At 63.7% G+C, this 24,242-nt stretch carries 19 protein-coding genes and 3 pseudogenes; 6 read left to right on the forward strand and 16 right to left on the reverse strand.

The window, feature by feature from the left end; all coding sequences use genetic code 11:
- Together AB4Y43_RS23420 and AB4Y43_RS23425 are read left to right on the forward strand one after the other, a co-directional pair.
- The coding region (locus AB4Y43_RS23420; protein ID WP_226200766.1) for an IS3 family transposase at positions 1–99 on the forward strand (99 nt) is incomplete at its 5' end.
- A 106-nt stretch (positions 100–205) separates the two neighbouring features.
- A pseudogene (locus AB4Y43_RS23425) lies at positions 206–1,302 on the forward strand (helix-turn-helix domain-containing protein).
- Between the two features lie 345 nt (positions 1,303–1,647).
- Here the strand turns inward: AB4Y43_RS23425 and AB4Y43_RS23430 are convergent.
- The 3 genes from AB4Y43_RS23430 to bktB all read right to left on the reverse strand — a co-directional run bounded on the left by AB4Y43_RS23430 (position 1,648) and on the right by bktB (position 4,981).
- The gene (locus tag AB4Y43_RS23430) at positions 1,648–2,658 is read right to left on the reverse strand and encodes an IS110 family transposase (protein ID WP_368728897.1); all 1,011 of its coding nucleotides are present in this window, start codon (positions 2,656–2,658) and stop codon (positions 1,648–1,650) included.
- A gap of 249 nt (positions 2,659–2,907) precedes the next feature.
- Positions 2,908–3,759, reverse strand: a complete 852-nt coding sequence (locus AB4Y43_RS23435) for a 3-hydroxybutyryl-CoA dehydrogenase (RefSeq protein WP_368684235.1) — start codon at positions 3,757–3,759, stop codon at positions 2,908–2,910.
- A 34-nt stretch (positions 3,760–3,793) separates the two neighbouring features.
- Positions 3,794–4,981 (reverse strand): beta-ketothiolase BktB, encoded by a 1,188-nt coding sequence (gene bktB, locus AB4Y43_RS23440; protein ID WP_368728898.1) that lies wholly within the window; start codon positions 4,979–4,981, stop codon positions 3,794–3,796.
- A gap of 316 nt (positions 4,982–5,297) precedes the next feature.
- Between bktB and AB4Y43_RS23445 the strand changes: the two genes are divergently transcribed.
- Positions 5,298–5,900: a phosphatase PAP2 family protein gene (locus AB4Y43_RS23445; RefSeq protein ID WP_368728899.1), complete on the forward strand. Its 603-nt coding sequence runs from the start codon at positions 5,298–5,300 to the stop codon at positions 5,898–5,900.
- On the opposite strand, the gene AB4Y43_RS23450 is transcribed toward AB4Y43_RS23445, so the two are convergent.
- Positions 5,889–6,272 (reverse strand): hypothetical protein, encoded by a 384-nt coding sequence (locus AB4Y43_RS23450; protein WP_368684233.1) that lies wholly within the window; start codon positions 6,270–6,272, stop codon positions 5,889–5,891. The genes AB4Y43_RS23445 and AB4Y43_RS23450 overlap by 12 nt on opposite strands.
- A gap of 118 nt (positions 6,273–6,390) precedes the next feature.
- On the opposite strand from AB4Y43_RS23450, the gene AB4Y43_RS23455 reads away from it, so the two are divergent.
- The gene (locus tag AB4Y43_RS23455; protein WP_368728900.1) at positions 6,391–8,097 is read left to right on the forward strand and encodes a phage integrase family protein; all 1,707 of its coding nucleotides are present in this window, start codon (positions 6,391–6,393) and stop codon (positions 8,095–8,097) included.
- A 37-nt stretch (positions 8,098–8,134) separates the two neighbouring features.
- Here AB4Y43_RS23455 and AB4Y43_RS23460 read toward each other — a convergent pair.
- Positions 8,135–8,767 (reverse strand): annotated as a pseudogene (locus AB4Y43_RS23460) (LysR substrate-binding domain-containing protein); the annotation flags it as partial.
- A gap of 5 nt (positions 8,768–8,772) precedes the next feature.
- Here AB4Y43_RS23460 and AB4Y43_RS23465 point away from each other — a divergent pair.
- Positions 8,773–8,847 (forward strand): annotated as a pseudogene (locus tag AB4Y43_RS23465) (nuclear transport factor 2 family protein); the annotation flags it as partial.
- A gap of 85 nt (positions 8,848–8,932) precedes the next feature.
- On the opposite strand, the gene AB4Y43_RS23470 reads toward AB4Y43_RS23465, so the two are convergent.
- The 3 genes from AB4Y43_RS23470 to bfr form a co-directional block, all read right to left on the reverse strand.
- On the reverse strand, positions 8,933–10,684 hold the full coding sequence (locus tag AB4Y43_RS23470) for a thiamine pyrophosphate-binding protein (RefSeq protein WP_368728901.1): 1,752 nt from the start codon (positions 10,682–10,684) through the stop codon (positions 8,933–8,935).
- Between the two features lie 334 nt (positions 10,685–11,018).
- Positions 11,019–12,764 (reverse strand): methyl-accepting chemotaxis protein, encoded by a 1,746-nt coding sequence (locus AB4Y43_RS23475; RefSeq protein WP_368728902.1) that lies wholly within the window; start codon positions 12,762–12,764, stop codon positions 11,019–11,021.
- A gap of 794 nt (positions 12,765–13,558) precedes the next feature.
- Positions 13,559–14,035, reverse strand: a complete 477-nt coding sequence (gene bfr / locus AB4Y43_RS23480; RefSeq protein ID WP_368728903.1) for a bacterioferritin — start codon at positions 14,033–14,035, stop codon at positions 13,559–13,561.
- Positions 14,036–14,318: 283 nt separating this feature from the next.
- Between bfr and chrA the strand changes: the two genes are divergently transcribed.
- Positions 14,319–15,542, forward strand: a complete 1,224-nt coding sequence (gene chrA / locus AB4Y43_RS23485) for a chromate efflux transporter (protein ID WP_256094477.1) — start codon at positions 14,319–14,321, stop codon at positions 15,540–15,542.
- A gap of 10 nt (positions 15,543–15,552) precedes the next feature.
- Here chrA and AB4Y43_RS23490 read toward each other — a convergent pair whose 3' ends face one another.
- The 8 genes from AB4Y43_RS23490 to mtnK all read right to left on the reverse strand — a co-directional run bounded on the left by AB4Y43_RS23490 (position 15,553) and on the right by mtnK (position 24,222).
- A complete protein-coding gene (locus AB4Y43_RS23490) occupies positions 15,553–16,173 on the reverse strand; it encodes a DAK2 domain-containing protein (RefSeq protein WP_368684227.1) in 621 nt (206 codons plus the stop codon).
- A complete protein-coding gene (locus AB4Y43_RS23495) occupies positions 16,170–17,198 on the reverse strand; it encodes a dihydroxyacetone kinase subunit DhaK (protein WP_368728904.1) in 1,029 nt (342 codons plus the stop codon). Before AB4Y43_RS23495 ends, AB4Y43_RS23490 begins: the two co-directional genes overlap by 4 nt.
- A 58-nt stretch (positions 17,199–17,256) precedes the next feature.
- A complete protein-coding gene (locus AB4Y43_RS23500) occupies positions 17,257–18,261 on the reverse strand; it encodes an ABC transporter permease (RefSeq protein WP_069261908.1) in 1,005 nt (334 codons plus the stop codon).
- Complete coding sequence (locus tag AB4Y43_RS23505; RefSeq protein WP_368728936.1) at positions 18,258–19,796, reverse strand: sugar ABC transporter ATP-binding protein; 1,539 nt, start codon at positions 19,794–19,796, stop codon at positions 18,258–18,260. Before AB4Y43_RS23505 ends, AB4Y43_RS23500 begins: the two co-directional genes overlap by 4 nt.
- A gap of 82 nt (positions 19,797–19,878) precedes the next feature.
- Positions 19,879–20,994 carry a sugar ABC transporter substrate-binding protein gene (locus AB4Y43_RS23510; RefSeq protein ID WP_069261910.1) on the reverse strand — a complete coding sequence of 372 codons (1,116 nt, stop codon included), beginning with the start codon at positions 20,992–20,994 and terminating at the stop codon, positions 19,879–19,881.
- Positions 20,995–21,118: 124 nt separating this feature from the next.
- The gene (locus tag AB4Y43_RS23515; protein ID WP_342946120.1) at positions 21,119–21,754 is read right to left on the reverse strand and encodes a class II aldolase/adducin family protein; all 636 of its coding nucleotides are present in this window, start codon (positions 21,752–21,754) and stop codon (positions 21,119–21,121) included.
- A 71-nt stretch (positions 21,755–21,825) separates the two neighbouring features.
- The gene (gene mtnA, locus AB4Y43_RS23520; RefSeq protein WP_368617964.1) at positions 21,826–22,902 is read right to left on the reverse strand and encodes an S-methyl-5-thioribose-1-phosphate isomerase; all 1,077 of its coding nucleotides are present in this window, start codon (positions 22,900–22,902) and stop codon (positions 21,826–21,828) included.
- 60 nt (positions 22,903–22,962) lie between these two features.
- Positions 22,963–24,222 (reverse strand): S-methyl-5-thioribose kinase, encoded by a 1,260-nt coding sequence (gene mtnK, locus AB4Y43_RS23525; RefSeq protein WP_368728905.1) that lies wholly within the window; start codon positions 24,220–24,222, stop codon positions 22,963–22,965.
- Between the last annotated feature and the right edge of the window lie 20 nt (positions 24,223–24,242).

Genomic DNA, 24,242 nt, shown 5'->3' on the forward strand with positions numbered 1-24,242 from the left:
GACTCGTACATTCGCTGGTACAACGAGAAACGGATCAAGATCTCGCTTGGCGCACTCAGTCCGATTGAATACCGGGAGAGCCTCGGGCTGACGACATAAACCCGTCCAAGAATTCCGCCGCACCCCCTTCTGGCTCATTAGTGATGTCCGATTCCTGCCCTGGTTGAGGCGCACGCTCGCGTGAGGCGTCGACCAGGGGCAAACCATGAACGGACGTGAGCTGATCACGGCAAGCATGCACGAACTCGAGCGGGTCAAGGTCATCGAGGCGGTCGTTGAAGGCCGCCTGCGGTGTTTTCAGGCGGCTGAGCGGCTGCAGCTCGGTGAACGGCAGATCAGCCGGCTGTGCCGGCGCTATGAGGCTTGTGGCCCGGCGGGCCTGGTGTCGGCCAGACGTGGGCGGCCCGGCAACCGGGAGCTGCCTGTTGACCTGCGTGCCCGGGCCGTGGCGCTGGTACGTGAGTATTACGCCGATTTCGGGCCGACGCTGGCGTGCGAGAAGCTGCGCGAGTGTCACGGCATCCGGCTGGCGAAGGAGACGGTACGTCGATGGATGCGCGACGCGGGGCTATGGATACCGCGCGCGCAGCGTCCGCCGAAGGTCTACCAGCCGCGCGCACGGCGGGCGTGCCTGGGTGAGCTCATCCAGATCGACGGCAGCGACCACCGCTGGTTCGAGGAACGCGCCGCGGCCTGCACGCTGCTGGTGTACGTGGACGATGCGACCAGCCGCCTGATGCACCTGCACTTTACGGCGACGGAGTCGACCTTCAGCTACTTCGAGGCGACCCACTGCGCGCCGACGAGGATCTGGACGCCCTGCTCACCTGGCGCGAAGCGCGACGCGTGACGAAGTCGCTGACGGTGCAGTACGACCGCGTGATGTACCTGCTGGACGACACGCCGCAGAACCGCAAGCTGGTGCACCGCCACATCGAGGTGTGGGAGTACCCGGACGGGCGTATCGAGCTGCGGGCCGACGCTCGTGTGCTGCCATACCGCGAGTATGACCGGCTCACCGAGGTGGATCAGGGCGCGGTCATTGAGCACAAGCGGCTGACCCACGCGCTGCAGGTGGCGCAGGCGCTGCAGGCGCAGCGCGATGGCCGGCGGGCCTCGGGCTCGCCCTCACGCACGAACCGCGGCATCGAGGTACGCAGGGCCGAACGTGTTCCGGGCACGAAGAAGTCGCGCGAGTTCACGCAAGCGGACATGAACGCAGCAATCGTGGCCGTGACGCAACGTAAAACGCCAACCATCCAGTCCGGTAAACCAGGCAAGCGGTCTGCAACAGTTCGCTAAACGAACTCAAGTGCCCTGCTGCTTCACACCTGCCCCTTCAACACGCTGGAGGCTTAACACCAGAAAGACAGAAAACCCTTTAAAAACCGGACATTTCTTATATGGTCGCCTCCCATTTGCAAGGTGATTGTGCGTGGCGAGGAGGGTGGTTGCGGACTTATATCCGGACTCGATCGCGGGCATGCCCGCCGGCCCCGATGGATTTCGCCGCAAAGGTCCTAATCTAATTAGCGGACTCGAGGTCCGAGAAATGTCTCAGGCTTGCCTTTGCGCGGTCCAACCTGTCTTGCCATCACTCAGTACACCTGTGCAACCGTGAATGGGGTTACTGCCTTTGAAGCGTGGTCACTGCGCTTGTGCTGCTTCATACGTTCGGCCGTACGCGAGGAGCGCCCAGATTGTTCGCGCCATCTTGTTGGCGAGTGCAACAGCTACGACGTTCGTTGGACGACGGGACAGCATCTGGCGCAAGCGCTCCGGCAAGTGCCTTGCGCTTACGATGACCGATCGCGCACCGTGGATCAGCAGCGTTCGCAGATACACGTCGCCACGCTTGCTGATGCTGCCGAGCTTCACCTTGCCGCCGGAGCTGTTCTGTCGCGGTACGAGCCCCAGATAGGCGGCAAATTCCCGTCCGGAGCGAAACGTCTGTGCCTGTCCGATGACCGATACCGCAGCGGTTGCCGTGAGCACGCCCACGCCGGGAATCTCCGAGATGCGTTTGCATGCATCGTCATTGCGGCGCCAGCCGAGAATGCGCTGTTCGATCCGCGCGATCTCTTCGTCGAGCGCACGAAGCCTCGAGAACTGATCCTGCAGGCTGTCTGCAAGCATGGCTGGCAACTGGTCGGGCTGTGACGCGAGCGCGACTTTGGCGGCCTCGATCGATGCCCGGCGACCTTGCGGCAGCACGATACCGAATTCGTAGAGCAGCCCTCGAAGCTGGTTGACCTGCATGACGCGGATCCGGACCAGTTGCTGGCGTATCCGGTGCATCGCCAGCATGGCCTGCTGGTCTTCGGTCTTGACGGCCACGAACCGCATGCCGGGACGCTGGGCAGCTTCCCAGATCGCCGCAGCGTCGGCCGCGTCGTTCTTGTTTGACTTCACGAATGGCCGTACGAACTGGGCTGCGATGAGCCGGACGTCGTGCCCAAGCCGCGCGAGCACCCGTGCCCAGTGATGGGCGCTGCCGCAGGCCTCCATGACGACACGGCTCGCAGGCCGGTTGGCGAAGAACGGCACGAGCTGGGCGCGTTTGAGTACCTTGCTGCGGATTGCGCCGGTCTCGGTCTCGACGTAATGAATCTGGAAAACGCGCTTGGCCAGGTCGATGGCAATGGTCGTGGGTTCCATCTGGTTCTCCTTGGCGGCTGGACTGCCGAACCAGCAATGTCGCATGTTCAGGACGCGAGACTGCGGCGCTGGACGGCCCATTAAGGCGGGAGGCGACCATTCCATCTATTGAGCCGGAGATCGGACATCTGTATCTGGCCGGGACATTATAATGTTCGCAAACGACAAAACTCGTTGCATCCCATCCCATCTCACCGATCACCTTCAACGACCGCGGGCTTACCGCCCGCGGACCTCCGCCCAATCTTTCTAGCCGTAACGATAGACCCCGCGCCCAGTCTTCCGACCCAGACGTCCTGCGGCCACCAGTTCACGAAGCAGCGGGCACGCGCGGTACTTCGAATCGCCGAAGTCATGGTAAAAAACGTCCATGACCGAAAGCACCACATCGAGTCCAACGAGATCGGCGAGCGCCAGCGGCCCGATCGGCTGATTCGCTCCGAGACGCATGCCGGTATCGATATCCTCGGCTGGCGCGACGCCTTCCGCGAGCAGGAAGAAAGCCTCGTTGATCATCGGCACCAGAATGCGGTTGACCACGAAGCCCGGCGAATTGCGCACGCTGATCGGCGACTTGCCGAGCCGCACCGTCAACTCGTGGACCGCCTCCGCTGCGGCGCTACCGGTTTCGAGGCCCCGGATGATCTCGACGAGCGGCATCAACGGCACCGGATTGAAGAAGTGCATGCCGACAAGGCGCGACGGGTCGGCAAGCGCGGCGCCAAGCGTGGTGATCGAGATTGAAGACGTATTGGAAGCCAGAATGGCGTCGGGACGCGCGACTGCTTCAATCTGCTTCAAAATGCGCAGCTTCAGTTCGAGGTTTTCGGTGGCTGCTTCGATGATCAGCCCAGCAGCACCGAGGCGCTGATAATCGGTGCACGTCTCGATGCGGGCAAGCGCGGCCTCGCTCGCCGCCGCGTCCAGCTTGTCTTTCGCGATGAGCCGATCGAGGCTTCCCTTCAGCGCGGTAAGACCTTTGTCGAGCGCGGCTTCGCTGACGTCGACCACAATCACGCGCACGCCAGCGAGCGCGGCGACCTGCGCGATGCCGGAACCCATCGTCCCGGCGCCCACGATTCCCAATGTTTCGATTTGCATGGCTTTATTTGGCGCGCCCGAAGGTGCACTCATCTCACTGGACGTTTTCGAAAATGGCGGCAATGCCCTGCCCGCCGCCAATGCACATCGTGACGAGCGCGTAACGGCCACCAATGCGCTTGAGTTCGTGCAGCGCCTTCACGGCGATCAATGCACCGGTCGCGCCAATGGGATGGCCGAGCGAAATACCCGAGCCATTCGGGTTCACCTTTTCGGGGTCCAGACCCAGCTCCTGCGTGACCGCGCATGCCTGGGCGGCAAACGCCTCGTTCGATTCGATCACATCGAGGTCCGCGACGGACAGCCCCGCGCGCTGCAACGCAAGACGCGTAGCCGGCACCGGGCCGATGCCCATGTAAAGCGGATCGACGCCCGCATGTGCATAGGCCACGAGTTTTGCCATCGGCGCGAGGCCGCGCGCCTCGGCCGCTTCGCGCGACATCAGCAGCACGGCTGCGCCTGCGTCGTTGATGCCGGAGGCGTTGCCCGCCGTGACCGTACCGTTCTCCTTCGCGAATACGGGCTTGAGCTTCGCGAAGTCGTCGATCGTTGCGTCGTGGCGCAAATGTTCGTCGGTGTCGAAGACGGTCTCGCGCCCTTTCACCGTGCGCTTGACCGGCACGATCTGGCTGGCGAAGCGGCCCTCGGCGATCGCTCGCGCTGCGCGGCGATGCGACTCGAGCGCAAGATTGTCCTGTTGCTCGCGCGTGATGCCGTAACGGCCCGCGACATTCTCGGCGGTCACGCCCATCGGCACGGTGTGAAAAGGATCATTGAGCGCGCCCAGCATCATGTCGATGAGGCGTGCGTCGCCCATACGTGCGCCGAAGCGCGCCTCGGTCGTGATATACGGCGCGCGGCTCATGTTCTCGGCGCCAGCGCCGATCGCCACGTCAGCATCGCCGAGCAGAATGGTTTGCGCGGCGGAAACGATTGCCTGCAGGCCGGAACCACACAGCCGGTTGACGTTGAACGCAGGCGTCGATTCGGGAATGCCGGCATTGATCGCGGCGACGCGAGACAGGTAGAAATCCCGCGGCTCGGTGGCGATCACGTTGCCGAACACCACATGCCCCACGTCCTTTGCCTCGACGCGGCTTCGTGCGAGCAGTTCGCGCACGACGATTGAACCGAGTTCGGTTGGCGGCACATCTTTCAGGCTGCCGCCGAATTTGCCGATCGCGGTCCGCACACCGCCCACCACCACGACTTCCCTGCTCATATGGATTCCTCAGTTATCTGTCTGTCGCCTGTGAAGCGCCGACGCAGCCTGTATCTACCTCTGGTCCCGACCTGTTCAGGAAGTACCCAAGGCACGCCGTGGCAATCCTAGCGCCAACCGGCGCCTGACAGACTGATCAAACCGGCCGACATACTGACAAAACTGGCCATGTCATGCCGTCCACGGCGGCCGGACCGTGGAACGCGGTCACCCCTGTTAAGGTTTTGTTAAGGGGCCGATGCGTAGAATCGCCTTTGACAACCGGAACCCCCTTCAAGTGTTAACGCAAGAACGGGCGTGAAAACAGAGGGCCCCCATGGACGCAGTCGAAACACTGAACCGAACGTTTTTTATCGCACTCAATGCCACCCCCGCGACGCCACATTGGCTCATTACCGCGGGCACGCTGATCGCGGACTATGCGATCCTGCTGGTCCCGGCCATTCTGGTGGCGCTATGGCTGACAGGCTCGGACGAACGCCGCGCGTTGGCGGTGCGCGCCTGCTTTGCCGGCTTGCTGGCTCTCGGCATCAACCAGTTGATCGGTCTGGCGTGGTATCACCCCCGCCCTTTCGCCAGCGCAACGGGCCATACGTTTCTCGCCCATGCGCCCGATTCTTCGTTTCCTAGCGATCATGTGACGCTGCTTTGCGCAGTCTCGTTCACCCTCCTGTACGCCGGGAAGCGGGGAATCGGCTTGCTTGCCTTGTTCGTCGATATCGCCGTTGCCTGGGCTCGCATCTTCGTCGGCGTGCACTGGCCATTCGACATGATCGGCGCGGCGATCGTCGCGTGGCTGGCCTGCATGATTGCCAGCCCGTTCTGGCGCCTCGCGGGCGTGGCGGCGACCGGCGCGTTGATCGCGCTTTACAGGAAGGTTCTCGCTGTACCGATTGGCTTGCGATGGTTACGGCCGTAGTGAGCCCACCATCTTCGCGTTTCCTTTGTTTTCCAGATCGGAGAGAATCGGACTCCCGCGGCGGATAGCGGCTATCGCACCTTGAATATTCGATCGCGCGACAGCAATTCCCATATCCAGAATGATCTCGGCCGGCGCGCGCGAGTCGATACAACTGAGGACGATTGCTGCAGGATACTGGCCGCTGGCGCTCGCCCTCTTCTGCGCGAGGCAGTCCTGCTTTTTCATTTTGCCGGTACGAAACCGCTCGTTGCCGGCTTTCATCATTTCGATGATCTGATCGGGAGTCAGCGCATTGCGCTGCGATTCGGACAATGCCGCCGCCTGGATATCGCCCGCCGTGAACGGCGTGCCGGCAACGAGCGTCGCCACACTTATGCCGGCCTGGCCAGCGTGAAAGAAACGTGAAGATGGTCAGACAGACCATATACAACTAGAAAGATAATCCTTCTTATCACTAGAGGCTTATTTCTACGCTAAACTTCGTCAGATGAAAACGCGTCACACACCCCTTGCCGTACCCGCTTCCACCGAGCCGCCCGGATTCCCCGACGCCGACGAACTCGCCATGCTGCGCGCGTGGTATGCAGGCCTCGCCGTGCGGCCCGCCGTCGAGCGTTATCTCCCCTCGGCGCTCGGCGACGGGAAATCGGCGCGTGGCGTGCTCGGACGCATCCGGCGCAGGCTCGTCGCTCTCGCGCGCGCGGCGCATCGCGACGATCTGGTGGCGCTGTTCGAACATCCCGTGGAGGAACGCGAGCGGCACGCCAAGGCTGTCGCGCAGGCAATCGACAGCCTGCGCAACGCCCGCCCGCCCGAACCCCAGATTGCTGACGACATCGCGCAGTGGTTCACGCCGCGCGCCGTGCGGGTGCTGTACGCGCACGGCATCACCACGCTCGCGGACCTCACCGTGCGTATCCCGCGCCGCCGCCAGTGGTGGAAGGCCGTGCCGGGACTCGGTGTGGCGAGCGCCCGCGCGATCGAGGCGTTCTTTGCGGCCTGGCCAGCACTCACGGAAAAGGCGCGCGCGCTCATCGTGGCGAGCCAACGCGGCGACATCGCACCGTGGGAGTCACTCAAACTGCCGCACGAAGTCGACGGCTCCGAAGGCACTTTCCGTGCACCCCGCGCGACCTGCACGCTGGATGCGTCGAACGACTATGAAGCGATCCAGACCTGGCTCGCGCTGCACGAGTCGCCCGCCACGCAGCGTACCTACCGGAAGGAAGCCGAACGGCTGATCCTCTGGGCGATCGTCGAGCGGGGCCGCGCGCTCTCGTCGCTCTCGACCGAAGACGCCATCGCCTACCGCGCGTTCCTGCGCCATCCCTCTCCGCGCGGACGCTGGGTCGGCCCCGTGCGGGCACGCACGTCGCCGGACTGGCGGCCGTTCAACGGCAGCCTCTCGGCGCGCTCGGTCGCGCATGCGCTATCTATCCTCGGCGCGCTGTTCCGCTGGCTCATCGAGCAGCGCTACGTGCTCGCCAATCCGTTTTCCGGCGTGAAAGTGCGCGGCGCGAGCGGCGCGCAAGCACTCGATACATCACACGCATTCAGCGAAGGGGAATGGGCGCTCGTGCGCACGATCGCAGACGGCCTCGAGTGGTCGTACGGCTGGTCAGCGCCGGCGGCTCAGCGGCTGCGCTTCCTGCTCGATTTCGGCTATGCGACCGGCCTGCGCGCGAGCGAACTGGTTGGAGCCACGCTCGGCCACGTCGAAACAGATGCACGCGGCGATCACTGGCTGCGCGTGACGGGCAAGGGAAACAAGCTTGCGCGCGTCGCCTTGCCGCCGCTCGCGTGGGAGGCGCTCGCGCACTATCTGGCCGAACGTGACCTGCCGGTCGTGTCCGTGCGCTGGAATCCGGCGACGCCGGTCATCGGCAGTCTCGAGGCCGACAGCGACGCCGCGATCAGCAGCGTGCGTCTGTGGGGGGTGCTGCGGCGCTTCTTCCTGCTGGCCGCCAAAGCCATCGAGGCCGATCATGCGCCGCTCGCGGAAAAGCTGCGCCGCGCGAGTCCGCACTGGATGCGCCACACGCACGCCACACACGCGCTCGGGCGCGGCGCCGAACTCACCACGGTGCGCGACAACCTGCGGCATGCTTCCGTTTCGACGACCTCGATCTATCTGCACAGCGACGAGGTCAAGCGCGCGCGGCAAATCGCGGACGCATTTGGCAAAGCGAAATGAATCCACGTTCAGCCGAAGTAAGCGACCCGACAGCCGCTTATTGGGCCGGCTTAGTCGGGTCTTCCTGCGCGAGCCGGGTCAAGACGTCGGCGAGTGCGCGAATCCTGGCCTGAGCGGCGCGTTGCGAGGGATAGACGAGGAAATAGCCCAGTCCATTTTGCACAACCTCGCTGAACGGCATAACGAGTGCCCCCGCCTCAAGGCGCTCCTTCGCCATGCGAGGGTCGCCGATTGCGACGCCATGCCCCTGTGCCGCGGCGGTGAGCGTTAATTCGAGGGTATCGAACACGAGCCCGCCATCGGCGTCGCTCTGGGGCGCGCCAACATGATCCAACCAGCATCGCCACTCTCCATGACCGTGTCCCGGATGAAGCAATTTGACTCTAGTGAGATCCGCTGCGGATTTCAGCGATGCGGCCAGCTCGCTCGTGCACATCGGCGTCAAGCGCTCTTCAAACAACGGTATCGCGTCCATCCCCGCCCAATGTCCGGCTCCGCGCACGACCACGGCGTCGACATCGGGCGTAGTGAAGTCCGGCGTATCGTCCGCCGATGTATAGATGCGCAACTCTGTGCGGGGCAGCGCGAGATTGATCGCCGACAGCCGTGGCAGCAACCAGCGAATCGCAAACGTGGACGGTAACCGCAAGGTGAGAACCGCCGCGGATTGAGTGCGGTCGCATCGAGCAGATGATCATCGTCTACGACACGCATCCCATTCGCAACACGGTAGGCGACAAATACGCGTAGCAGCGGCGGAAGCTCTGCCGCGCGATGCAATAGTTGGACGATGCGCCGATGGCCGACTCGTTGTTGTTCGCCCAGTTGAAGTTGTTCAGGAACAGGCCCCCGCTTCCGAATAGTACCGGTTCGGCGCGGGAAAGACCCCTGTCATGACTTCAATCAGGAACGGGCCGTCATATCGACTTGCTTCACCAAGAACATCGTCCAGCTCGTCGATTCCGCTAACCACGCGTGCCGCCACACCAAACGACGATGCAAACGCGGTCCAGCTATGACGGGGCAGTCTGGTGAACTGCTCCGAAATCAGACCGCCCCTCATCGCATCGATGTGAATTGCACCGTGCGCAGAGTTGTTCAGGACGACGTAGATCACTTTGACGCCGTAGCGAGCTGCCGTCTGAATCTCCGTTCCGTGCATCATCATGCATCCGTCGCCTGTGACTACGACGCAAGGGCGTTCGGGGGACGCAAGCTTGACGCCAATTCCGGCTGCAATAGCCCAGCCCATCGGCGCGAGAGCGTTGGACGAAAAGTAGTTGCCCATACCCGACGACAGCCAGTAGTGGGCCATGAATATACGATGGGCACCGGAGTCCACCACGACGTTGCTGTTGGTGGGCAACAGTTTGCACAGGCGCTTGATGACGGCGCCAGGATAAAGCGATTCATTACCGCTGGAGGTCTGCTGCGCGGAAAAATCCTCGAATTGGCCGTCGTACAGGGGAGTCTGGCTGACCCCGGCGATCCATGCCCTCCTTCTTTCGAGCACTTTCTGGAAATCGTCGCTGGCGCCCGTGTTGATCCGGGCAAGCAACCGGAAGCTAGCCCCGATTCCCGAGAAAATGCTGCGCTGGGCAATGTGCCCCATCGGCGGCTGATCAAAGCCATCATCGAAGACAAGCAGATCCTTCCCCTCGGTCAGCTTCCTGCTCCAGTTCATGCTGTCGCGCTGGTTCAGATCGCTGCCAAATACAACGAGCGCGTCAAGCTCGTCCGAATTGATCACACGTGCGGCGCGCGAATGGCTTGAGAACCCGTAGATGCCCAGCGCGAGTTCGTGTCCCTCGGGAAAGGCACCCTTGCCTGCCAGCGTCGTCGCGACCGGAACGTGAAATTTCTCGGCAACCTCAAGAAGCGCCCTTGCAGTTTCCGCGTCATTCCCGCGACTACCAATCAGAAACGCGACTTTCTTCGACTGGAGCAGATAGAGGCGGCACAGGGCATCCAGCGCGGTACGGTCAGGGGGCGCTTCACCCAGATTGAATTCGTGCTGGGCGTAGGGTCGCCGTGCTACCTGCGGACCGGGAGGGACGTCCTGCTTTTGAACGTCAACAGGGATACTGATGAATGACCGCGCCCGACGCATCCAGTTCAGCCCGTCCGTCGCACGACGTAGCTCCGCCTGAACATTATCCTTGTTCTTCAGCTCGACCACGTCCGTCATCAGACCTCTGACCACGCCACTTTCATAGATGCCGCCTGATGTCGCATCCTGGAACGCCCCTTTACCCTCCGCTGTCGACGAAATCGCTCCCGCAATATAGAGCATCGGAATCCGGTCTGCCTGCGCGGCTGCCATGCCGGGCACGAAGTTCATGGTACCGGGACCGGAAATTCCTGCGCAAACGCCGAATTTGCGGCTAGCGCGCGCATAGCCATCGGCCATGAAAGCGCTGCCCGTCTCATGAGCGCCAACGATGCCGCGAATGGATGGTGAATCATCAATCGCAGCCAGAAGCGGGTAAATCAGCTTTCCGGGGACCAGAAACACGTGGTCTATTCCCGCGGACTCGAGCGACTTCACAACTACCTTCGATACGTTGGGGGAAGCGGAAGATCTCATGGTCTTTGATTGCGATCCGGACAGAAGTTAACATTCGGATCCTGCCGCTCTCCATCGCGGGGTAATGCACGGCCTTGCGGATTTGAAATGCACCGAAGCCGGCGACAACCGAGGCCTGGAGACAGCAAGATGGCCTTTGACACACTGCACTTGCTGCTGCAGTCGTGTCTCGCGCTACTTCAACGGGCCCGCTCGTAACGCGGCCCGCGTGTCTCCATCCGGGAGTTCCTCGTCGCCGGCTACGGCAACATACGCCGAGCGTCATCGTGGCTCTTCGTCCACTCGACCTGCCTGCGCTCTGTTCTGAATCGCCGCCCAAACCTCGCAGCCCGGTTCAGAATGTCTGCCAGTCCGATGTGCCGGCAGCGGTGGCAGCCAGAACCTTACTCCCGCCCCCGGACGGCTCAGCCACCACGGCGACCTTTCTCGTTGTTGCCGGAGAGGACGTGAGGCGGTTCCGGGAGACGGTTTGCGAGGCCTTCTGCAGCTTCGTCGCCGGAGATGAAGTCGTTCCGTTGCCATTGAACCTGAAAAAGGCCACCGCTTTGCGTAGGCTCTCCGCCTGCTGCGCCATCGTCTGCGCGGCTGCCGAAGCCTCTTCCACGAGCGCGGCGTTCTGCTGCGTGACCTGGTCCATCTGGTTGACCGCCTGATTCACCTGCTCGATACCGGTGCTTTGCTCGCTCGATGCCGACGAGATTTCGCCCACGACGTCGGTCACGCGCTTCACCGATTGCACGACTTCCTTGATTGCGCCGCCTGCTTCTTCGACGAGCCTCGAGCCTGCTTCCACCCGGTGAACAGAGTCGGAAATCAGTTCCTTGATTTCCTTCGCGGCAGTCGCACTGCGCTGCGCGAGCGTGCGAACCTCGCCCGCTACGACGGCGAAGCCGCGCCCTTGCTCTCCAGCGCGCGCCGCCTCGACTGCTGCATTCAGTGCGAGGATGTTGGTCTGAAAGGCGATGCCCTCGATGACACCGATAATCTCGGACATTCGCGTCGAACTCGTGGAGATGTCGCGCATCGTCTCGACGACGCGACCAACGATCTCGCCGCCGCGCTGCGCCACACCCGAGGCTGTACCCGCGAGCGTGGCAGCCTGCGTTGCATTGTCCGTGTTGTGGCGGACCGCCGCGGTCAGTTGCTCCATGCTCGACGCGGTTTCTTCGAGCGACGCGGCCTGTTCTTCGGTGCGGCTCGACAGCTCGAGATTGCCTTGTGCGATCTGCGCGCTCGCAGTCGCGACACCTTCAGCGTTTTCGCGCACCTCCGACACAACCCGCATCAGGGCCTCGCACATGGACTTCAGCGATGCCATGAGGCTGTTTGTGTCGCCGGCGCGCAGGTCGATGCTCACGTTCAGGTCACCCGCGGCCACGCTTCTGGCCACGGCGGCGGCGGTTGCAGGCTCGGTACCCAGTTGCCGGGTGACGCTACGCATCATCCAGATGCCGATACCGAGGCCGATCGAGACGGACATCGCCACGAGGACAAGCATCAGATTGCGGCCTTCGCCGTACACGGCGTCGTTGGATTCCGCCGTCCTTTGCGCGTCGCCCTGTTTCAGGGTAACCAGATTGCCCATCAGGACGAGCGTCCTGAAACCCTTGTTGTGATACTCACCCAGCATGTATTCAGTCAGGCCATCCCGGTCCTGTAACGCGGCAGAATTGATCTTGCCTTTCATTTCGTTGAAGGCCTGGATGTAGTCCTGCCAGCCCTGATCAAGCTCGCCGAAGGTCGCCTTCCCCTTGTCGGTATAGACGAGCGGTTCTGCCTGGTTCAGGTGATCACGCGCCTGGGCCAGTGCCTTGTCGGCCTGGTCCAGCGAGCCAGCCCGCTGCTCGGCCGTTGTGGCCAGAACCGCATTGCGCAGATAAGTTCCGACTCGCAGTACGTCCGCGTTAGCCTGCTGGATCAGGTTCAGTCCAACAAGATCCTCTCGATACGTCTTGTCTGCATTTGCGCTGATTTGCGCCATGTTGCGCAGACCGATCCCGCTAACCGCAGCGCTGATCGCCGAAACCAGGATGAAAGCGCTGATCAGTTTGGTGCCGAGCTTCATGTTGCTGAAATTCATGATTCACTTTGGTGAGAATGAAAGAACCAGAATGCTTAAGCGAGTTCGTGCCCAGCTCGACGCGGTATCAACGTCGAAAAGTCCGGCAATCGTGTTTCGACTCAACGAACAAGCGCAAACGCCTGGCGTCCGTGACGCCTGACACCGGTGCACCGCCACACGAACACCGGAAGCAGCACGGGACATATCTGGGTTATCGGCGGCATTATTTATTTCTTCATACAAATTGTTCATCTGCCGGCGAGATTTTTATTACATCGCTGCACGGTCCTTACGGGCGCGTCCTGGGAGTCCGAAAACGTTTCCAGCAACACAGCTGTCATAGACTTGCCATCGATTTCATTACACAAATCTTTCATTATTGCCCGATGTAATTGCCGAAACATTTATCCTTAAGACGTTTTCCAGGGTTTGGGTATTGACGCTGCACGCGCCATTCTTCTTGCCGTCCGGCTGCCGGCATTCCAGGTGCTCGTTTCTCCAGGAGAACTCTCGCGGCGTGCGGGGTCGGTGGCAGCAGCGAGTCGACAACGTCCACCTCGACGGCCACTCCTTCGAGCATCGGCGGCACCGTAGCAGTCGGCGACGCGCTAGCAGGTGCGAACGTCACGCTGATCGATTCGACGGGCAAGAGCGTCACGGCAACGAGCGACGCAGGTGGCAACGACTCGATGCCCTCACGAAGTACAACGACTAAACGTTGTCGACCACTGGTTTCCTGAAGCAGAGGTGCGTGGGTGCCCCGCAAGCGGCATCCACGCTTTTTCCCGGCATGCTCCACGCCGGATCGCCTATCAGCTAGCCGAGCCCATCGCCGATTGCTGATAGTTTTCCAGGCCGATCTTGTCGATCAACCCGAGCTGGATTTCCAGCCAGTCGATGTGATCCTCGGTGTCGTCCAGGATCTCGACGAAAATTTCCCTTGAGACAAAGTCCCGAACGGATTCGCAGTAAGTAATGGCTTCCTTGCACTGTGCCTGCGCAGTGCGTTCGAGCTTGAGATCGCCCTCGAGCACTTCGCGAACGTCCTCGCCGATCAGAAGTTTGCCAAGGTCCTGCAGATTGGGCAGGCCATCGAGCATGAGTATCCGCTCGATCAGTTTGTCCGCGTGCTTCATCTCCTCGATCGACTCGTCGTATTCGTGTTTGCCGAGTCCTGCGAGACCCCAGTGTCCGTAAAGTCGTGCGTGCAAAAAGTACTGATTGATCGCCGTCAGCTCGTTCTTCAGTTCCGCATTGAGATATTCGATGACTTTCGGATCTGCTTGCATGACTCCCTCCGGGGCGCTGTGTCGGCACAATTACAACGAGCATAGACAGTTGACGCGCGCAGCGCGCGAACGAAAGCATCAACGAGAAGAATTCAGCGTTTTACCGGCTCGATTTACGCAGAGGAATGACGCTTTAAACCGTCCATTGGCGTGTGTTGTTTGCGAACCACCGGATCAACGCTGTGAAAGTCCCGGCCTGCGATCGTGCCAGCGGATCGGGTATGATCGCCGCAAAATCGATCTATGTTTGTATTCGTTACGACTGAGTTCCATGGAAACAGATATGTCGACGTCAGAGCCGGACCGTGCAGGCTCCGCGCTTGAAGTCCTGCGAGTCTTTCTGAAGCTGGGCCTGACGTCCTTTGGCGGTCCCATCGCCCATATCGGCTACTTCCGTCGCGAGTTCGTCGAGCGGCGTCGCTGGCTCGACGACGCAACCTTCACGGATCTGCTCGGTCTCTGCCAGTTTCTCCCCGGTCCCGCCAGTAGTCAGACCGGATTTTCGATCGGTCTGCTGCGCGCCGGCTGGCGAGGCGGCCTGGCAGCCTGGTGCGGCTTCACGTTGCCATCCGTTGCACTCCTGATCGCCTTTGCCATCGTCGCGCCTGAACTCGGCGGCCCCGTGGGGAACGGGCTGATTCACGGACTGAAACTCGTCGCCGTTGCCGTCGTCGCGCAAGCCGTATGGGACATGGCGCGCCGCCTGTGCCCCGACCACCGCCGCGCCGGCATCGCACTCATTGCGGTCGTGCTTCTCGCTGTCATGACGACGGCGTATGCACAGTTGATCGTCATCGTGCTGGGCGCCGCGCTCGGTATCGTGCTGTGCCGGTCCACGACTGCGGGAACCATCGCCGGCACGCGTCAGCATACGCAGCAGTTCCGCGTGTCGCGTACCGCCGGTCTGGTCGCGCTCGTCCTCTTTTGCGCCCTGCTTTTCGGGCTTCCGGCGCTTGCCGCATTCGACACGACGCATACCGTCCGCGTGTTCGACGCCTTCTACCGCTCGGGCGCCCTCGTGTTCGGCGGCGGTCACGTGGTGCTGCCGTTGCTGCAGCGTGAGACCGTGGCGACGGGATGGGTTTCGCCGAACGACTTTCTTGCCGGCTATGGAGCCGCCCAAGCGGTGCCCGGTCCGCTCTTCACGTTCGCGGCTTTCCTTGGATGGATCATGAGCGGCCCATCCAGTCATGCGCTGGGCGCCTTCGTGGCACTAGCAGGCATCTTTTTACCAGGCCTGCTTCTCGTGCTCGCCGCGCTGCCTTATTGGCAAGCGCTTCGCGCCCATCCCTCCATGGCGGCCATGCTGGCGGGCGTGAATGCAGCCGTGGTCGGGCTGCTCGCCATGGCGCTCTATTCGCCGGTGTGGACGAGCGCCGTCCAGTCACGGATCGACTTTGCGGTCGCGGTCATCGGTTTCTTTTTGCTCACGCGCTGGAAGGTGCCGCCGCTCGTTGTCGTCGTGTTTTTGGCGGCGGCCGGCGTGGCCGAGATGCTTGTTCGTTGAGTGGCGAAGCTCACCCTCGCCAGGCTTGAAGAAACCTGAGCCAGGCCGTTGCGCCGGGATCGGCGTGACCGATACTGCGTTCCTGCACCCACGCCGCGCGTCCCTTCTTCGACTGCAACGCGGCCGTGGCGAGCACCTGTCGCTCCGCCGTGTCGATCATCGCGTCGAGGAGCGTGCGCTCGTCGGCGCCCAATTCGAACGCTTCTAGCGTATCGAGACTCGGCACGAGTGCATCGAGCACCGTCTTGTCGCCGAGCTGCGACTTGCCCCGCTCGGCTATGCGCGCGGCCACCGCGCGACCCATCGCGAGCGCTTCGGGCCGGCCCGCTGCATGGCTGCCCGTCACGGTCTTCGCCGCAGCGAGCAGCCCGCCGCCCACGAGCGCGCCGAACGTCGAAGGGTTCGCCGTCGAAAACGCCTTGCCCGTGGCGATCAGCACGTCGCCCAGCGCGGCGTCGGGCGGCAGCTTCGCAATGGCATCGGCTGCCGCGAGCGAGCCCGCCTTCACGGTGACGCCCAGGTCGCCGTCGCCGAGCGCGGCGTCGAGTTCGCGCAGTTCCTCCGCGCTGGCGGGCATCGCGTTCAACGCATCGATGAGCCGCGCCCGGACTTCGCTGACCGAAAGACTCATCGCGCACCTCGCTCGTCCACGCGCCAGCCTTCGCGCCAGAACGGCGAGCGCACCGGCGCATCGAGCAGCGTGTCGAGTTCCTCGTCGAGTTGCATCACGGAGATCGAGGCGCCCGCCATTTCGAGGCTCGTCACGTACTCGCCTACATAAGCACGCGCCACGCGCAGCCCGGCGGCGGCAACGGCCTGCGCGGCGCGCCGGTACAGCAGATACAGTTCTTCGAGCGGCGTCGCGCCTAGCCCGTTGACGAGCAGCGCCACGCTCGCCCCCGCCGTGGCCTGCAAGTCGCCGACTATCGCGCCCGCAAGCCGTTCGGCGATGGCATCCGCGCTCTCCAGTTTGCCGCGGTGCGTGCCCGGCTCGCCATGAATGCCGATGCCGATCTCCATTTCGCCATCGGGCAGCGTGAAGGTGGGCTTGCCTGCCGCCGGCAGGATCGTCGGCGAAAGGCCCACGCCCATCGTGCGCGTCGCGCCGTTCGCCTTCGCGGCAATGCGCGCGACTTCGTCGAGCGTGTCGCCGCGTTCGGCCGCCGCGCCCGCGCACTTGAAGCCGAACACCATGCCCGCTACGCCGCGGCGATCAGAAGCCCGCTCGGGCGGCGCGGAAGCGACATCGTCGGCAACGAGCACGGTGCGCGTCTCGATGCCGTCCGCGTCGGCCAGGTCCGCGGCGAGATCGAAGTTGAGGACGTCGCCGCCGTAGTTGCCGTACAGGTAGAGCACGCCCGCGCCGCCGTGCACCGCCTTGGTGGCCTCGTAGATCTGCTCCGACGATGGCGACGAAAACACGTTGCCCACTGCCACGCCGCTCGCGAGCCCCTTGCCCACGTAGCCGAGAAAGCCCGGCAGGTGCCCGGAGCCGCCGCCCGTCACGATGCCGACCTTGCCCGCGTTCGGCGCGTCGGCACGCACGAGCGCGCGGCGGTCGGCCGTGACCGGCTTGAGCCAGCCCGGATGGGCGAGCAGCAAGGCGTCGATCATCTCGTCGACAAATTGATCAGGATGATTAATGATCTTTTTCACGTGTCGCGTCTCCAGTAATGGGTGGCGTTCGCACCACCGCTCACGTTGACTTCTCCGTTCAAAGCTTGCGCCGTTGGCTCAGCGCGTCGAGCAAGACGGCCGCGAGAATCACGCCGCCCTGGATGAACTGCGTCCAGAACGGATTGACGCCGAGCAGCGAGAGCCCGACATTGATCACGCCGATCAGCACCACGCCAATGAACGTGCCGACGATCGAGCCGCGCCCGCCCGCGAGCGAGGTGCCGCCGATCACGACGCCTGCGATCACCTGCAGCTCGAGCCCGTTGGCCGCCGACGGCAACGCCGAATTGAGCCGCCCCGCGAGGACGATGCCCGCGATGGCAGCGGTCACGCCCGCTAACATGTAGGTAAGAAAGATCACGCGGCTCACCGGAATGCCCGCGAGCCGCGCCGCTTCCTTGTTGCCCCCCACGGCGAACACCTGATGGCCGAATTCGGTCTTGCGCAGCAACACGTGGCCAATGACGAATACGGCCAGCATCACGAGCATCGGCGCGGGCAGGCCCGCAAACGTCTTCGCGCCGAACGCGGTAAACACGGTGGGAAAGTCGAATTTCGTGCGCCCATCCGAAATCGCGAGCGTAAGGCCGCGCCCCATTGCCATCATCGCGAGCGTGACGATGAACGGCACGAGCCGCAGCCACGCAATGCCAAAGCCGTTGAGCGCGCCCACCGCCGCGCCGGTGACGAGCGCGATCACGAGCCCTGCTACGCCGAGCCCGACCGCGTCCGGGCTCGCGCCGGCCATGACAGTCGCGGCCACCATGCCGCTCAGCGCGACGAGGGAGCCCACGGAAAGGTCGATGCCCGAGGTGATGATCACAAACGTGCCGCCCACGGCCGCGATGCCGACCACGGACACCTGCACCATGATGTTGGTGAGCGTGCTCGTGGTGAGAAATTCGGGCGACGCCAGCGAGAGCGCGATACAGATCAGCACGAGCGCCGCAATGAGCGGCCCCAGGCCGCTGCGCAGCTGGCGCAGCACGCGCTGTTGCAGGGTTGGTGTTTCTTCACGCGGTCGAACCGTGGTGGACGTCATGCTGCAACTCCGGTGGTAGCCCATTGAATGATCGTCTCCGAGCTCGCGTGCTCACGCGCCACTTCGCCGACGATGCTGCCGCGATACATCACGAGCACGCGGTCCGACATGCCGAGCAGTTCGGGCAGTTCGGAGCTCACGAGCACGACGGCCGCGCCCGCGCGCGCCATCGCGACGATATGTGCATAGATCTCGGTCTTCGCGCCGACGTCGATGCCGCGCGTGGGCTCGTCGAGCAGGATCACAGCCGGCGAGGTCGCGCTCGCGCGCCCGAGAATCACCTTCTGCTGATTGCCGCCCGAAAGGTTGCCGGTGAGCGACGTGACCGAAGGCGCGCGCACCGCGAAGCGCTCGACCGCCTCGCGCGCGAGGCGGCGCTTTCTCGCCGCGCTCACGAAGCCGCCGCGCACCAGCGCCCGCAGGCTCGAAAGCGCGACGTTTTCTTCGATGCTCGCGTCGAGCACGAGCCCTTCGAGCTTGCGGTCCTCGGCGGTGTAGACAATGCCCGCGCGCATGCCTTGCGCGGGCGAGCGCAGCGCGAGCCTGCGCCCGCGCAGCCGCAGTTCGCCACGGGTAAGCGGGAGCGCGCCGCAAAGCGTCTTCAAAAGCTCGGTGCGCCCCGCGCCCGCAATGCCACCGATGCCCACGATCTCGCCCGCGCGAATGCTGAAACTCGCGTCGCGCAGCACGGGCTCGCTCGCCACGTTGTGCGCTTCCAGCACGACGTCGCCATAGGGCCGCGCCTCCCACGGATAGAACGAGTCGAGATTGCGCGCGACCATTGCCTGAACGAGCGCCGGTTCGTTCCACTCCGGCATGGGCCGCGCGCCGACCGTCGCGCCGTCGCGCATCACCACGGCCGAATCGGCCAGTTCGAACACTTCTTCGAGATGGTGCGAAATGAAGATGATGCCCATGCCCGCCGCCCGCAGTCGCCGCACGACGGCGTAAAGATGCTCGATGTCGTGATGCTGGAGCGCGGCCGTGGGCTCGTCCATCACGAGTATGCGGGCGTCGCGCGCGAGCGCCTTGGCGACCTCCACGAGTTGGCGCTTGTTGAGCGGCAGATCACCGAGGCGCATGGCGGGTGGCACGCCTTCCAGCCCGACCTGGGACAGCGCCTCGCGCGCCATGGCGTTGGCGCTGCGATGATCGACGAGGCCATAGCGCCGCGGCATGCGGCCAAGAAAGAGGTTTTCGGCCACCGTCATGTCGTTGACGAGCGAAAGCTCCTGATAGATCACGGCCACGCCCGCGTCGATCGCGGCCTGGGTGCCGCGCGCGAGTCGTACGCCGTCGATCTCGATCGTACCTTCGTCCGGCTCGTAAGCCCCGGAGAGCGTCTTGATGAGCGACGACTTGCCCGCGCCATTCTCGCCGACGATCGCCATCACGTGCCCCGCATGCAACTCGAGGCTCACGCCTCGCAGCGCCTTCACGCCGGGAAAGCTCTTCACGATGCCGCTCATGCGCAACAGCGGCGACGCGCCCCTCTCGCCGCCTGCGCCGGTGTTCTCCTGCTGCGATACGTCCATTGCCGAACCTGATTCGCGTTTCATCCGTTCATCCCTGGCGCCGGCGCACACGTCACGCGCGGCCGGCGCTTAAGACCGCCCGTTACTGCTTGACTTCGAGGGCCCACAGACCGTATTGCTTCACGCCGTCCGAATCGATATTCGACTTGTCGATCAGATAGGTCGGCCACGCGTAATTCGAGGGCACGTCCTTCTTCGCCTCGTAGTCGGTAATGAACGTCATCGCCTTGGCGGACATGCCGATCGGGTTCTGCGAGATCGTCGCGTCCTGCTTGCCCGCACGGATCGCAGACAGCGCCTGCGCCGTGCCGTCCGCGCCGATCACCATGATGTGGCCGGGGTCGCCGAGCGGCTTGTAGCGGCCCGCATTGTCAATGGCTTTTTCCGCGCCCACCGTGTTGTCGTCGTTCGCGCCGAATACCGCGTCGATCTGCGGATACTTCTGGAGAATGCTCGTCATCGCGTTGAGCGACTTCTCCTGATCGAAGCCACCTTCCTGACGCGCGACGACCTTGATGTCGGGATACTTCGCGATTTCTTCCGAGAAGCCCTTCTCGCGATCGGTCGCCGCCGTCGTGCCGATGAGGCCGATCAGATCGACCACGTTGCCCTTGGGCGAGCCATAACGCTTGCTCAACTGGTCGGCGATCCACTTTGCGCCGGTGGCGCCAAGCGCTACGTTATCCGAAGCAACGAACGAGGTCACCTTGCCGCCGTCCGAGCCGCGGTCGAGCATGAACACCGGGACGTTCATCGAGTTGGCCTTCTCGACCGCCGGGATGATCGCCTTCGAATCGATCGGGTTGAGCACGATCGCCTGCACGCCCTGACTCAGCAGATTGAGCGTGTCGTTGACCTGCTGCTGCGCGTCGCCGTTCGCGTTCGTTTGCACGAGATCGAAGCCCTGCTTATCCGCGCCGCGCTCCACACCATTCTTCAAGCCGACGAAGAACGCGTTATTGAGCGTGGCGATCGAAAAGCCTACCTTGATCTTCGTGACTGCCGGCGCCGCCGCCACGGCCTGCGCCGGTGCACTCGCCGCGGCGGCGTCGGACGCAGCCGCGCTGGTCGAAGGCGACTCGCTCTTCGAGCAGCCTGCCAGCATTGCCGCGGCGGCGAACATCGTCACGCCGGCCGTAGCTCCCATGCGCGCGCTGCGCGCCACCCAACTGTCGAACCCTGCTGAACTCCACGCCATCACCGTCTCCTGTCTTTGATCTGCTGGTTTTTGACTGACCTGCGAACCGCCAACCGACTGCGTAATCGTTTGTACCGCGTGTGTTTTGCAATGCAACGACTGCCTGGACGCGCGCGAGCGCGTATTACTTGCGCGGGCCGTAGCCCTTGAACTTCTCGATGACTTCCTCCATTTGCGCGTCGGAAAGCAGCGGCGGCTCGCCGAGCTGGCAGGCCAGCAAATATTGCTTTGCGAGCACCTCCACTTCGTTCGCCAGCCACAACGCCCGCGCGAGATCGCGCCCGAGCGCGATGACGCCGTGATGCGCGAGCAGGCACGCGAGCCGCTCGTGCAGCGCTTCGAGCGCGTGATCGGAGAGCGCCTGGCTGCCGAACGTCGCGTACGGCGCGCAGCGAATCGAATTGCCGCCCGCCGCGGCCACCATGTAGTGATGCGCGGGTATGCCGCGACTGTGAATGGCCAGCGCCGTCGCGGCTTGTGAATGCGTATGGACCACGGCGTTCACGTCGGCGCGCGCGCGCAGGATGTCGCGATGAAAACGCCACTCCGACGAAGGGCGTTGCGCTTCAAAGAGCGGATCGTCGTCGCGCACGTCGAGCGGCATCCAGACGATGCGCTCGCGCGTGAGCGCGGCGCTCGGCACGCCGCTCGGGGTAACCAGAAGTCCGTCATGCCAGCGCGCGCTCACGTTGCCCGAGGTGCCCTGATTGATGCCGAGACGCTCCATCTCGCGCGCGGTATCGACGATCTGCTGGCGCATTTCGGTTTCCGCCCGCACATCGCGCGCACGTTCCGCCGTTTCGCCCGCACGACGCCCTTCGCTCGCGCCGCTCACGCCGCGGCTCCGTTAGCGAAGAGTGCGGCAAGGCTCTCCTCGAACGGCGCGCGCACGATGCCGCGCTCCGTCACGATGCCGGTCACGAGTGTATGGGGCGTGACATCGAACGCGGGGTTGCGCACCTGAATGCCTTCAGGCGCGGTGCGCTGTCCCGCGAGATGCGTCACTTCCGCCGCTCCGCGCTCCTCGATCACGATGTCCGCGCCGCTGGGGGTACGCAGATCCAGCGTGGACGAAGGACACGCCACATAAAACGGAATGCCGAAATGGTTCGCCGCGATCGCCACGCCGAGCGTGCCGATCTTGTTCGCGACGTCGCCGTTCGCGGCCACGCGATCGGTGCCGACGATCACGAGATCGATGAGCCCCTGGGCCATCAGGGTCGGCGCCATACTGTCGGTGATCAGCGTGACGTCGAGCCCCGCTTGCTGCAATTCGTAAGCGGTGAGCCGCGCGCCTTGCAGGAGCGGCCGCGTCTCGTCTGCGTAGACGCGAAACGCGACGCCGTCGCGGTGCGCGCAATAGAGGGGCGCAGTCGCCGTGCCGATACCCGCCGTGGCCAGTGCACCGGCATTGCAGTGCGTGAGCACGCCGCTGCCGGGTGCGATGAGCGCACGTCCGGCTTCGCCGATCCGCGCGCACAATTCGATATCTTCTTGATGAATGCGCTTAGCCTCGGCAACGAGCGCTTCATAAAGCGCGGCGCCCGTCGCACTGGACTCGGCGCGTGCGCGCGAGAGCATCCGCTCCAGCGCCCAACGCAAATTCACAGCAGTGGGCCGCGCGCTGTCCAGAAACGCGGCGTGCGCTTCGAGACGCGCGAGGAACGTATCGCGCGGATCGGTTGGCTCGTGCCGCATCGCCACACACAGGCCATAGGCGGCCGCCACACCGATCGCAGGCGCGCCGCGAACGCGCAGCTCGTGTATCGCGCGCCAGACCGCCTCGACACTGCCCACGGCTTCGACCACACATTCGCGCGGCAAACGCGTCTGGTCGAGCAGATAAAGGGTGCCGTCGCGCCACTCGATGGTGGGCGGAAGACTCGATTGTTGCGCCTGCAACGTCATACGTTCTCCGTCGATGCCGGTTGTCCGGACGCTGCCGCTCATGCGGCAGCCTGTATTCGATTACGCCGATTCGGTGAGGACCTGTACGGCCAGCGCCGTGACCGCCTCGATCGACACCAACTCGCGGCGCCGTGTCAGCAGCGCTTCGGCGAGCTTCAGGCAGCGCACTTCCACGCGCGCGCGCACCGTATCGTCCTCGATACTCGTAATTTCCGCCACCTTCGCCATGCCGACGATGCGGCGGATCATCTTGCAGCCCGCAAAGCCGAGCGTATCGGCGAAGAGGCGTTTGATGAAATCGTCGCGGAAGGCCTCCGCCGCACGCGTGCCCGCCGGCCCGCCAATGTACGCGTGGCCGGTCTCGCGCTCGTGCAGCCGCCAGATCTGCGCGAACTTCTTCGCGAAGGCGTTCCACACAGCCTCGACCTGTTCGAGCAGCCAGCCCTGGTAGGCGGCCGGGTCGCGCCCCGTCTCGCGGTCGTGCCAGTCGCGCGCGTAATACGCGAGCAGCAGGTTCGCAATGAACGCGCCCGTGTCGAAGCCCATCGGCCCATAGAACGCGAACTCGGGATCGATCACATAGGTCTCATGCTCGTTCGCCATGATCGAGCCGGTATGCAGGTCGCCGTGCACGAGCGTTTCCGCATGGTTCATAAAGGCCCACTTCATCTCGCCTGCCGCGAGCCTCAGCGGCTCGTGCGTGCGCAGCCGTTCGATTGCAGCAACCGGCAGCGCGGGGCTGTAGACATTCGAGGGATGATCTTCGAACGGAAACGTGAAGACGAGTTCCTCGGTAATCTTGCACAATTCCGTGTTGATGTCGCCGCCGACGGCCGCTTTCTTGGCATCCGGCGCCAGATAGAGATCGGACCCGTGAAAGAGCGTGCGGGCCAGAAACGTGGAAATGTGATCGGCGAGCCGCGGATACACGATGCCGTCTATCAGCCCCCCGCGCAGCACGCGATGCGAATCGAGCCGCTGCATCACCATCAGGAACTTCTCGCTATCCGCGTGAAAGACGCTCGGCACGTGCTCGGGGCACAACGCGCCGAAGCGGCGCAACGCCGCCACTTCGCGCTCCATGCGCTCGCGCGGCAAGGGCCACGCTTCGCCAACCAGCCGCAGGTACGGCGGCGCCTGCTTCACGACGACGCTCAAACGCGGGTCACGCGTGCTGCTCACGAAGTAGACGTAGTTCAGGTTGCCGTCGCCCACTTCGACGACCTGCAATTCCCTGTCGTCGCCAAGCCTTGCACAGACGGCCGGAATGCCCAGCAGATACTCGGTCAATTCGGCAGAGCTGAAAGCTTCGAAGTGCATACGTTCTTCCTGTCCGGAAA

Origin of the sequence: Paraburkholderia sp. BR10872, from assembly GCF_040965835.1 — a bacterium.
Classification (GTDB): Bacteria; Pseudomonadota; Gammaproteobacteria; order Burkholderiales; family Burkholderiaceae; genus Paraburkholderia; species Paraburkholderia nodosa_A.